The 12,081-nt window shown below is 36.7% G+C and carries 9 protein-coding genes; 4 read left to right on the top strand and 5 right to left on the bottom strand.

Annotated features, from left to right (window positions below; translation table 11 throughout):
* Window positions 1–4: 4 nt before the first annotated feature.
* The gene (locus tag ACOZBY_RS20115) at window positions 5–736 is read right to left on the bottom strand and encodes a hypothetical protein (RefSeq protein WP_036164141.1); all 732 of its coding nucleotides are present in this window, start codon (window positions 734–736) and stop codon (window positions 5–7) included.
* Complete coding sequence (locus ACOZBY_RS20110) at window positions 729–2,066, bottom strand: AAA family ATPase (protein ID WP_012291947.1); 1,338 nt, start codon at window positions 2,064–2,066, stop codon at window positions 729–731. Before ACOZBY_RS20110 ends, ACOZBY_RS20115 begins: the two co-directional genes overlap by 8 nt.
* Window positions 2,067–2,217: 151 nt before the next feature.
* Between ACOZBY_RS20110 and ACOZBY_RS20105 the strand changes: the two genes are divergently transcribed.
* The 4 genes from ACOZBY_RS20105 to ACOZBY_RS20090 all read left to right on the top strand — a co-directional run bounded on the left by ACOZBY_RS20105 (window position 2,218) and on the right by ACOZBY_RS20090 (window position 8,963).
* On the top strand, window positions 2,218–2,709 hold the full coding sequence (locus tag ACOZBY_RS20105) for a hypothetical protein (protein ID WP_243432630.1): 492 nt from the start codon (window positions 2,218–2,220) through the stop codon (window positions 2,707–2,709).
* 556 nt (window positions 2,710–3,265) lie between these two features.
* On the top strand, window positions 3,266–5,014 hold the full coding sequence (locus tag ACOZBY_RS20100; RefSeq protein WP_012291945.1) for a methyl-accepting chemotaxis protein: 1,749 nt from the start codon (window positions 3,266–3,268) through the stop codon (window positions 5,012–5,014).
* A gap of 131 nt (window positions 5,015–5,145) precedes the next feature.
* Complete coding sequence (locus ACOZBY_RS20095; protein WP_012291944.1) at window positions 5,146–8,313, top strand: non-ribosomal peptide synthetase; 3,168 nt, start codon at window positions 5,146–5,148, stop codon at window positions 8,311–8,313.
* Entirely contained in the window at window positions 8,310–8,963 is a 654-nt protein-coding gene (locus tag ACOZBY_RS20090) for a 4'-phosphopantetheinyl transferase family protein (RefSeq protein WP_031416327.1), read from the top strand. Before ACOZBY_RS20095 ends, ACOZBY_RS20090 begins: the two co-directional genes overlap by 4 nt.
* A gap of 102 nt (window positions 8,964–9,065) precedes the next feature.
* Here ACOZBY_RS20090 and ACOZBY_RS20085 read toward each other — a convergent pair whose 3' ends face one another.
* Genes ACOZBY_RS20085 through ACOZBY_RS20075 form a run of 3 tightly spaced genes read right to left on the bottom strand, consistent with a single transcriptional unit; the run spans window position 9,066 to window position 11,935 of the window.
* Complete coding sequence (locus tag ACOZBY_RS20085) at window positions 9,066–10,076, bottom strand: ABC transporter substrate-binding protein (RefSeq protein ID WP_012291942.1); 1,011 nt, start codon at window positions 10,074–10,076, stop codon at window positions 9,066–9,068.
* Between the two features lie 13 nt (window positions 10,077–10,089).
* Entirely contained in the window at window positions 10,090–10,851 is a 762-nt protein-coding gene (locus ACOZBY_RS20080; RefSeq protein WP_422762636.1) for an ABC transporter ATP-binding protein, read from the bottom strand.
* 4 nt (window positions 10,852–10,855) lie between these two features.
* Window positions 10,856–11,935 carry a FecCD family ABC transporter permease gene (locus ACOZBY_RS20075; protein WP_422762635.1) on the bottom strand — a complete coding sequence of 360 codons (1,080 nt, stop codon included), beginning with the start codon at window positions 11,933–11,935 and terminating at the stop codon, window positions 10,856–10,858.
* Window positions 11,936–12,081: the final 146 nt, after the last annotated feature.

The raw sequence follows: 12,081 nt of genomic DNA, 5'->3' as shown, positions 1-12,081 counted from the left end.
TGTTTTATTGTACGTCTGTTTTTATCATTTCAAATAAAAGGGGTACATTCGTTCCTCGCTGTAATGAATGGCTTCCTTCCATTAAATATGACCAGCTTTTTTTCATTTTTTCCCTATATGGTAATTCAGTATCGACTGGCAAATAAGCCTTTAAATAATCTTCGATTGTACCAGACAAGTTTTCTATAAACTCATCCGCCTTGTGGATTTTCTCTGTTGGGATTTCATTGCGTTCATCCCATAGTACATGTTCTAAGTTTGTAGAGAAATAAAATAATTGATAAGGCACTTTTAAGCGATTAATACTAAAATGGTCATTGGCAATTAAAATTCTGACATTTCTCGCCTTCATCTCATTGCGCTGTTCAATTTGCTCCTTACGCTTATTAGACTTCACTAAAATGGCTTCCTCAGTATAAAACAATTTTTGCTCAATTTTCTCATCGACTTGGACGCATTCTGGTGCAATAAAACAACCATCTGCATCTGTTATATGAACAACAGCAGTTAAATCCTTCGCCAAAAATTTATATTTTTCTAAATAACTCTGGATTACCCGTATAACACTGTTTTTAATATTCGGGATGCGTTTATGGGCATCCCATTTTGTTAATACATCCTCACGCTGGACATCAAATCGTATAGTTGCATTCGCGAAGTAAGCATCCAAGTAATCCTCTAAAATAATTTGCTCCGTCTGCCCCTCAACAATGATTAAAAGTACTTTTTTAGTCATGGTGCACACCTGCCTTACGAAAAGCACGCTTAATTTTAAATGTTTTAGTCTCCTTATAAACCTCTTCATCCTGGCCGCCAAGCTGAATAGCACGCAAGTAGACATCTCTGGCATTATTTACTTCTTTAATGCCCTTTAACTGCATATAACGGTGATTTTCATTCGTTGTCGTAAACCATAAATTTTTAATAGCTAGCACCTCTAACACTCGTAGATTATGGGATGTGAAAAAAAGCTGTCCTTTTCCATCCTCATCTATCACTGTTAACAACTCACCTAGCAAATATTCAAAAACACCTGAATCTAATTCATCAATCACGACACAAGCATTTGGATTGTTATATACGGCAATCAATACACTAAGAACTGAAATAATCTTCAATATCCCTTCAGACTCTGTTCGTAAGGGTAATTCCTGCTCTCCACGCTGCGATAAAAATTCAAAACGGATGCCTTGTCCACCATCATCCATTGTTTGCTTTGTAATGATATTGATTTTAATAGTTAGACCTGGAATAATAGCAGCTAGCACTCGGTTACTCTGTTCAATCACTTCACATAAGGCATAGAATTCATCCTCTGGCAATAATGCAGGACCCTTTAAATCATACGGAATTTGCCCTCTTGTTTTCTCTAAATGAATACTAAATGGCATGATACGTTCTTCAAATAGGGGAGCAATATTTTGATTATTCACTACATGTAAATCTCGATTAAAATCAACGGCCATATTTTGGAGCAGCTGTATTTCTTGCTCGGTAAGCCGTTCCTGTAATAATGGCTTCAAATCTTTATGAAAGAGAAAGGATCGATATTCCTTTCTTGCTAATTGTTGAATAACAAGCAATTGAATACGTGCTTGTTCACTCATATCAGGCAAATGAGAGTTACGAATTTGAATACCATTCTCTGTCATAGCCATTAACACCTTTGAGCGTTTTCCTTTGTCATTTTCTCGGTACGTGAGACGTTCCAGTGTTGTATAGAGCCGATGTTGATCCTCCTGCAGCTCTACATAATAATGGACAAAAAATGTACCAAATTGATTCTCAACTAAAAATTCAAAATCAAGACTGGCTGTATCCTCGCCTGCTAAAATTAGCCGCTTCTCTTGCGAGGGCAGCTTCACTTCAGCAAGCCAACCTGAGATAAGGGTCTTCAATAAACCAAACGCATCAACAATGGTTGTCTTCCCTGAGCCATTTTGTCCGTATAGTCCAACAACATTTGCTTTTAAGAAGGTCTCAAAGTTAACAGCCAGAATAATCTCACCATGTCGTACATTCCGTAAATTTTTTATGTTTATTTTTTTCACTTTAATGATTGCCATCTGCTAAACACCCTTTAGCTCTTTTCCCCTATTATAATGAAAATTGATATATTTTATAACAATATTCCACTTAATTATCAACTAGCCTATAGCCTATAACACTCACAGTAAGTGGGCATATGTTAAAGAAAATGAAGAAAGGTGTGTTTCATTGGTTTATCCTAGATTGGCCCCTGAAGATTTTAACAGTCAATTCCGTCCAGGAATGAAAATATGGGTGACACTTCCTACTGGGACTTATTCAGGTACATTAATTCGAACATTTGGAACAGGAGGAAGAACTGCTGAAATTCAATTAGATAACGGTCAAATAGTGACTGTTGATGTTAGCCAAATAACCGCGGCTGGTACAGGAGCACCTCCTGGTAATTCCTATCCACCACCTTATCCACCACCCTATCCGACACCTTATCCGCCGCAACCGTACCCACCAAGGCCATATCCACCGAGACCTTATCCACCAAGACCTTATCCACCACAGCCTTATCCACCACAACCTTATCCACCACAACCTTATCCACCACAACCACCAAGGCCATATCCGCCATTTCCAGGGGGACAATTCCCAGGCTTCCCACCCCCATTATTGCCAGGACTCCCCAATATAATGCCAGGTATCATCGGTAATCCCAGACAGCCGTAAAAAATAATAGGCTTTCTCTTTATTCATTTACGAATAAAGAGAAAGCCTTTTTTTACATTTTTATATTTTATTCCCGTAACAAAACTACGATAAGCAATAGTATTTTCTAGAAGAAATGACATTCCCTAATAGGCAAAAAGACTTAACAAGAGATTAAAAAATAAGATTTTAGCCAAATTTTAATTAAATTAAATTTGACTCAGTTTTGAGCATACTTGTTTTTTATATTAAATAGCCTCTAAATTTTCGTAAAAATATCGTCTAAGCTGAAAAATACATAGACTAAAACACTAAAAATTCTCATTCATCTACTAAAATCTACACTTCAAATAGTAAGTTTTCTGGGTTGTGAATCATTTTTTTTGGCAGTATAGTAGTTTATTGTTAGGGGATAATTAGATTATTTTTCACTGGTATATATTTATTGAGAATGCATCTAGAATTCTATGAATGACACCACGACATTACATTGAATGAGCTTTTATTTCATCGATTAAATACCCATTTCTCATCCTTAACATGAAATAATCGGTATAATATAATTAGGAGGAAAAGCATGAAAAAACGTAAGAAGCAGCATATGTCTATTAGTAAGAAAATAACTGCTATAATGGTAAGTATTTTATTACTGTTTGGATTAGTTACTTTAGGTCTTTCTTATTATATAGTAAGAAATAGTAATTTAACAGATATGAATCAATCACTTGATGACAAAGGCATGATCTTAGCCAAAACAATTGATGTTAACACATTGAAATCGATATTAGATAATCCTTCAGACAGTAACCCTGATGCACTTCGACTGACGAAGGAAATGGATGCTATTAATGATTATTCAGATAGCATTACCAATCTCTTTTTAATAACTGTTAATGGGGAAAATATTAATGCACCTGTCCTTTCTTCTAGTATACTTAAACTAGGAGCTGAGTATAATCAGGACATGATTGCTATGGGTTTATCGCCTGATTTCCTAGCGAGAATTAAAGAGGTTTTTGAGACAAAAGAGGCTACAGCTACAGATATCTATAGCGATGAATTTGGTAGCTATAAAACTGGCCTTACACCAATTTTAGATGATGATGGAAATATGCTAGCTGCGTATGCTATTGATTATGACGTGTCGATGGTAACTGGCAAGGCTATGTCAGAGGCACTTTGGACATTGGTAGTAACGGTTATTTTCTTAATTGGTTCATCTATTGCTGTGTATACTCTTTTAAGAAAAAAATTAACACCTATTCAGCAGCTATCCTTACAATCTAAAAAAGTAGCAAATGGTAATTTAGAGCTTGAGCCTTTACCAGTTACTTCAACGGATGAAGTAGGAACGCTTACTCAAAACTTTAATTCGATGATTGAAAACTTAAAAACTGTTATTAAAAGTACAACAAATGTATCAGCACGTGTATCAAACACAGCTAATATTTTGTCTACGAATATGCAGGAAACTTCTGATTCCTACAATACCGTAGCTTCTTCCATGCAAGAAATTGCGAGTTCAGCTGATCTTCAAGTTCAAAGAGCTAAAGAAAGTACAATTACAATAGAAGAAATGAGTATTGGAATTCAACGTATTGCGATGACATCCAATCAGATTTCAGAATCTTCTATTTTAGCATCTGAGGAAGCTGAAAGAGGGAATGATTCAACTAATAAGTCTGTCGCTCAAATGAATGCGATTAGTCAGGCAGTCAATCAATCAGCGGCATCTGTTAAATTGCTGGGCGATCATTCTAATAAAATTGAAGAAATTGTCGGCATTATTACTGGCATTGCCTCTCAAACAAACCTCCTAGCCTTAAATGCAGCCATTGAAGCTGCTCGTGCAGGAGAAGCTGGCAGTGGATTTGCCGTTGTAGCTGATGAAGTGCGTAAGCTAGCTGAACAGTCTGAGGCCTCAGCCCGGGAAATTTCCACGCTTATATCTCATATTCAGCACGATACGAATGAATCTGTTAATATCATGGTTCGGGCGGTAGAGGAAGTTGATCATGGTATTGTCATGATCAACGATTCAGAACAATCATTTAGTCAAATTTTAACATCTATTCATCATGTAACAGGGCAAATACAAGAGCTATCCGCAACTATTGAAGAAATGGCGGCTGGCATGGAACAAGTCACTTCTGCTGTTAAAGATATGGAGGACTTCTCCATCAACTCTAAAGATAGTACAAGAGCAGTAGCTGCAACTTCTGCCTCTCAGCTAAATACAGTACAGCAAGTATCTGAAGAAGCACAAGTACTATCCGAGTTATCTGAAGAATTATTGAATGTTGTCAATACCTTTGTAGTGAAATAAAAAGAGAAAGGGCTGCCCTTATACGGTGTTTTTGGTCCCTTAGCTTCTACAGAATACTTTCTGTCAGAGCTAACGGACTTAAAATTTCCTGCATAAGTGACTGCCCTTTTCTAGAATAGGGGTTGTAATGATTGAATAATAAACGAGAATTTGATTGTCCTACATCACAGTTTAATAAGCATTTTTCTAAACAAGAGAAGCTACTATCCAATCATACACAGCTATTAAATGAAGAGGATACATTAGCTTATCAAACATTAAATCGCACTATGGCTGACTATGATAAAACTATCACAATACCAGAAGTATTTTATCAAGTAGCACAGCAATTTGCAGACCGTATCGCTCTATCCTATGAAGATGGCAAGATGACCTATCGTCAGTTAAATGAACAGTCCAACCAAGTTGCACATATGCTATTAGCCAATGGTCTTCAAAAAGGTGACTATGTGGCAATTATCATGGACCGTAGTAAGGAAACTATTATTAGTTTGTTAGGTGTGCTAAAAGCGGGTGGTGTTTATGTTCCTATCGATCCTAGTTATCCAAAAGAACGTTGCCAGTATTTGTTACATGATACAGGTGCACCATTTATCATTACGAAAAACGAATATAGTGACTTACTGAATGACCTAATACATAATAAGTTCCAATCACACACAGTGCTAACAATCAATCAAATGGAGAGTGGCCTTTCAAAAGAGGATTTGCCATGTAACCTACATCCATCCGATTTAGCCTATATTATTTATACATCTGGTTCTACTGGTAAACCTAAAGGTGTTTTGCTTAAACATACAGCCGTTATTAACCTAATTACAGATAATCAAAGAATTTACCATTCGACTGAAGAAGGTGTATTTTCTCAGTTTATTTCTTACAGTTTTGATCCCTCTGTGACAGAGACTTTTACCGCTTTCTTTTCTGGTGCAAGACTCCATATGCTCACAAGTATTGAGCGTCTTTCAATAGAAGCATTTGCTGATATGATTGCACGAGAGCGAGTAACAACAGCAACTGTACCAAACGCTTTCTTTACACAATTAGCCACACATTTACCTGTAGAGTATCGGGACAAGTTGATGACACTACAATATTTATCCGTCGGCGGCGAAGCTCTATTGCCTGCCATTGTTCAAAAATGGCAAGAAAAGTTCGGATATTCTACAGAAATTATAAATGTTTATGGACCAACTGAATGTACAGTGTTAACTTCCTACTTTAAGATAAAAAGTCAGCTTACAGACATGCAATCTAGTATTCCTATCGGCAAACCGATTGCCAATTATGAGATGTATGTGGTGAATGAGGATGAACAGCTTTGCCCAGTTCATGTAACAGGCGAACTATGTATTGCTGGGGTTGGCTTGGCAGCAGGATATTTACATCAGCCTGAAAAAACAGCCGAGGTCTTTGTCCCGCATCTGTTTAAACCAGATCAAAAAATGTATCGCACAGGTGATTTAGTGCGCCTTTTACCTAATGGTGTCATTGAATTTGTTGGACGGAAGGATTCGCAAATTAAAGTAAGAGGCTTCCGTATTGAGCTTGGAGAAATTGAGACAGTATTAAGCAATTACCCTACCATTCAGGAATCTGTAGTGATAGCTAAGAAAATGTCTGATGGTCAGAACCATTTATTTGCTTATTATACGGTGGCAAGTGGTATTCAGCTAGAGGAACGCAATTTAAGAGACTATTTACACAATCTTTTACCAGATTATATGGTGCCTGAACGATTCATCGAATTACTAGAAATGCCATTATCCCCTACTGGCAAAATTGATCGCACGCAGTTGGCCTCAATGGATACACATTTATCACGGAGTAATTTATACGTTGCCCCTGAAAATGATACGCAGCATTTACTAGCAAATGCATGGGAGTATGTACTTAACGTCAGCCCAATAGGTATTCATGATAACTTCTTTCACATTGGCGGACATTCATTAAAAGTACTTGAAATTCTTGTACAAGTGAAGAAGCATATACCATTCCTAAAGATTCAGGATTTTTTCCAATATCAAACGATTGCTGAATTAGATCAATATATTTGCAACCATCAGCCTGAAGATTTAGACGTGCAAACGCAACCTACTAACCTTGTTTATAAGGATTTAATGGAGCCTGGTCCGCTACCAATCTCACCAATAGTGAAGCCATTACCGATGACTACGGTTTTATTAACAGGTGCGACAGGTTATTTAGGAAGCCACGTGCTATATGAGCTACTAGTCTCAACAAAAGCGCACATCTATTGTCTTATTCGACCAAGTGAAAAGAGCACTTTAGAGGATAAGCTAATGGAAAGTATGCAATTTTACTTTGGACATAACATTGGTAGACATATGCAGAATCGAGTAACTATCATTAAAGGCGATTTAGGAAAGAAAAAACTTCATCTAACTAGTGAAGATGAACAGACACTAATAGATGAAATCGATGCCATCATCCACTGTGGAGCTGATGTACGTCACTTCGGAGCGACTGAGCATTTTAATAATGTCAATGTAAATGGGACACGTTATTTACTTGAATTGGCAGAGCGTAAACCTGGTATTCATTTTCATTATGTATCAACAATCGGTATTCCAGAGGAGCTCGCTGCCATTCAATGGGGGGCAGAAGAGGCTAATGGTGATTTCAACTACGATACGAAGCTTCATAATGTCTATACACAAAGTAAGCTGGAAGCAGAAAATCTCGTAAGAAATGCAGTACATGATATGATTCCTATTTCAATCTATCGAGTAGGTAATTTGAGTTGTCATTCTGAAACAGGAAAATTCCAACGTAATATCGATGATAACGCCTTTTACCGTATGATTAAAGCTATGCTTTATTTAGGTAAAACACCTTCTGTACAATGGCATGTAGACTTTACACCAATTAATTATGCTAGCCAAGCATTAGTATGTCTAGCTAATCAGCCAGCATCAAATGGTCATGTCTTCCATTTATGTAACCCTGTATCGCTTACTTATTTAGAATTAATCGACATGCTGAAGGAATTTGGCTATGATTTACAAGTTATGTCAAAGCAAGAGTATACAAATTGGCTATTACATGATGATCATTCTATAGAAGTACAGGAATATTTAGCATTAGCTATTGCACAGCTAGAAGGTGATGGAGCTAGTGACTCACCATTTATCTTTAACTGTAAAAAAACGATTGAATTTCTAGCCAATGCAAGAATTGAATGTGCTGCACCAAATACAGCATTTATTCACCAAATGATTGAATACGGGATAGAAACTGGCTACTTTCCTGAGCCTACGCAAGTCAATATACGATGAGCACAAATGATATACAGCTTTTTGCACTACCATTAGGGGAACCGTTAACTTCAGCAGAATGGAATGTATTTCATAATGTACTCCCTTCTCATGTTCAAAGAAATATCCAGCAGTACAAGCAGTGGCAGGACCGTCAAAGAGCCTTGCTAGGTAACACGCTTATTAGGTGGGTGCTCCTCCCATTCATGGATAAGACCACATTCCAAATAACTCAAGACATATATGGTCGTCCAAATGTAGCGAGTCATCAGCACTGGAAAGGCGATTTTAATCTCTCTCACTCTGGTGATTGGATTGTCCTGGCCCTAACAACAAACGGGCGAGTAGGAATTGATGTTGAAGAAATAAAGCCAGTGAATAAAGATATTATGCACTTTGCATTATCTAAACAAGAGTTCCACATGGCTCTTCATCAACCTCTACATGTTTTTTATGAGCTTTGGACTTTAAAGGAGGCTCTTTTTAAAACAGGCTTATTCCCTCACCTATCACCTCACTTGCTTGATACTATCGATATAAAAAAAACAAGAGCGGATCTTTCAACGCAATTACATTATCTCGATCAACGTCATCCTGTAACCATTTGCTGGAACAATGGCTCTACCCATGTAAAAATAACAACATTAAATAAACATCAGCTTCTACAGTAATAAAACAAGGAGGAGAAAACTATCATTTCTCCTCCCTTTTTTATGAATAGAAAAGCTGCCCATTGTGTCTGTTTTATAAACCGTCTGGGCAGCTCCAATATATTATTTAAATAAATCTGGATACATTTCTTTCGCTAAGGCTTCCATACCATCTATTGTATTATAGCCATAACCAAACATATAATTGTAATCCACAATATAAATTTGTTTGTTTTTAATAGCCTTCATGCTTGAAAGCTTAGGGTTAGCATAGATTTCTTCACGAACTTTTGTCAGATCAGACCCATCCCAGTTTGGAAGAATTAACACATCTGGATCTGATGCAATTAATGTTTCTACACTAACATCTCCTGTTTCATCTTTGAAAATATTATCTAACTTCACCATTTTGAATGCGTCGTTAAAAAATGTTTCATCGTGCGCGGGGTATACAAAAAGTTCTTTTGGATCATTTGTATGTAAATAAGCAAATGACTTTTCTTCTTTAATACTTTCTAATTTTGAAGTAATGTCTTGTTGTCGATCTTTTAATTCTTTAATGAAGCTAGTGGCCTTGTCTTGAACATTGAAAATTTCACCGATATTTTCGATATCTTTATAAATAGAATCATATGTACCACCTGTAATGGATGATTCTAATACAAATGTTTTAATGCCCATGTCGTTTAGTGAGTCTACTGTGCCTACCCCCCATTCAGCATTATCAAATAAGCCACCACGACCAAATACTAAATCTGGATTAGTTCCTAATGTTACCTCTTTCCCTACATATTCATCACTTAATATATTTAACTTTGAATATGCCTCTTCTACAGATTTATCTACAGCACCAAAGTTTGCACCAACACCAACGATTTTATCCCCTAGTCCTAAATGCAATAGTAGTTCCGCTGCTGGGCGTGTATTTGCCATAATTTTTTCAGGTGCTTTATCGAATACTTGATCTTTCTTCTCCCATGTCGAACCACCTTCAGCCTTTGTAAAGTTTTCGATAGTTAATGGATAATGCTCTTTTGTTTGTGCTTCTTCTGAAGTATTTTTGGTAGTATTACCGCAAGCTGTTAACGTTAATACAGCGGCTAAACCAATTCCTAATAATAATTTTTTCTTCATATTGTTGCTCCTCCTATAGTCCATATGCAAAGCCTAATCCATTCGTCACTGGGTTAGTAAACGTTTGACACTTGATATGATATAAAGCTTCTATAATCTCGGGTGTTAAAACTTGCTCCGGGGTACCATGCGCATAAATCTCACCATCTTTTACTGCGTAAAGATAATGACAGTAATGTGCAGCCATTTCTAAATCATGCAGTGCTGCTAACACACCAATATTTAAGCTTCTCACACAAGATAGTATTTCAATTTGATAGCGTATATCTAAATGGTTCGTTGGTTCATCTAAAATCATAAATTTAGGTTGCTGGGCGATTGTTCTCGCTAAAATAACCCGTTGTTTTTCCCCACCAGATAATGATAGGAAGCTACGACCCTTGTAAGCTTGTAAATTTGTCCGTGTTAAAGCCTCTTCGACAATGTCAAAATCCTTTTGGTTATCGGACTCTAACATTTTCTTATGAGGTGTTCTGCCTAACATCACCATTTGCTGTACCGTTAAATCAAAGTGCATTTCATTGAATTGCCCCACTACACCTAAATGCTGTGAAATCTTTTTTTCTGGGCTTTTCAAAACGTCTAAATCATCTAAAAAGACCATCCCTTTTTGTGGTACTAAGCTTTTATAAATACTTTTCAATAAAGTTGACTTTCCGCATCCATTTGGTCCGATTAAGCCCACAAATTGCTGCTTGTTTACATGAATCGATATGTTTTTTACAATTTCCTTCTTTCCAATCTTTACTTCTATTTCCTTCGCTACTAATTCCATTGTTCTACCCTCCGAAGTTGTAACCTTTTTTTACAATCATATAGATGAATAATGGTGATCCAATGACAGAAGTAATGATGCCAATCGGTAGTTCTACATTCTCGATTAATGTTCGAGATAAAATATCTGCCCATATCATGAAAAGTCCTCCTAAGAGTAACGTTCCTAACATTAATCGTTTATGATCTGCTCCAAAAATCCCTCTCGTAATATGCGGAATAATTAAGCCGACAAAACCAATCATACCTGCATAAGCAACCATCGTTCCTGTTATTAGTGATGTGAGAATCATATACAATTTACGATAAACACTTAAATTGATACCTAATGTAATTGCAGATTCATCTCCAAGTAGCATCGTATTAAGCACACGATGTTGAAAAAGAAATAACGCAGCTCCTAATACAATGACGATTGCTAAAATCGGTGTTTTATCCCAGCTTGCAGAGGCTAAACTTCCCATAGACCAAAAAGTAACAGTTTTTATGCCCTCAGCATTATTGGCAAAAAAGATAATAAGACTTGAAAAGGAGCTACATAATGCACCTATGACAACACCAGATAAAACAAGTTTTACCGATGTTGCTTTACCACCTATACTAGATAAAATAAGCACTGCCATAGAAGTAAGCATAGCTCCAGCAAATGCACCAAAGGCTACACCAAATTGTGCCAGTAATGCACTACTCCCAAAACCAACGAGAATGGCAAAAGTTGCACCTAAGGATGCACCTGAAGAAATGCCAAGTATGTATGGATCAGCAAGGGGGTTTTGTACAACTGCTTGCATCACAGCCCCACATAAAGCAAGTCCAATACCGATGAGCAATGCAAAAATAACACGCGGCATTCTGACCTGTAAAATAATATTCAGATAGGATTCACTATCCATACTATCAAGTGTGCCAAATCTCCCATTAGATACAGCATGCAACAAGATATCCATTGATTGCTTGAAGGGTATACTGACCTGCCCAATTGATACAGAAAAAATGGCAGATATTACAATGGAGGCAATTAATAGTAAAACTATGACATAATATATATTGCCCATCCCTATTCTGTTAGCTTCCTGTTTATCCAAAATGTCACCTCTATCTATCAAAATCACTATCGTTGATAACGATTATCATTATCAATTTGTATTGTAAGTGATATCTTATAGAAAAACAACAGGAAAAAATTTTTAATTTGAATTTCGTATCCATAACAAAAAACCAGCTCTCAATT

This window comes from Lysinibacillus sp. NPDC056220 (assembly GCF_049315265.1).
Classification (GTDB): domain Bacteria; phylum Bacillota; class Bacilli; order Bacillales_A; family Planococcaceae; genus Lysinibacillus; species Lysinibacillus pinottii.
The sequence above is the reverse complement of the archived record's forward strand: the minus strand, read 5'-3'. Positions and strand labels throughout refer to the sequence as shown.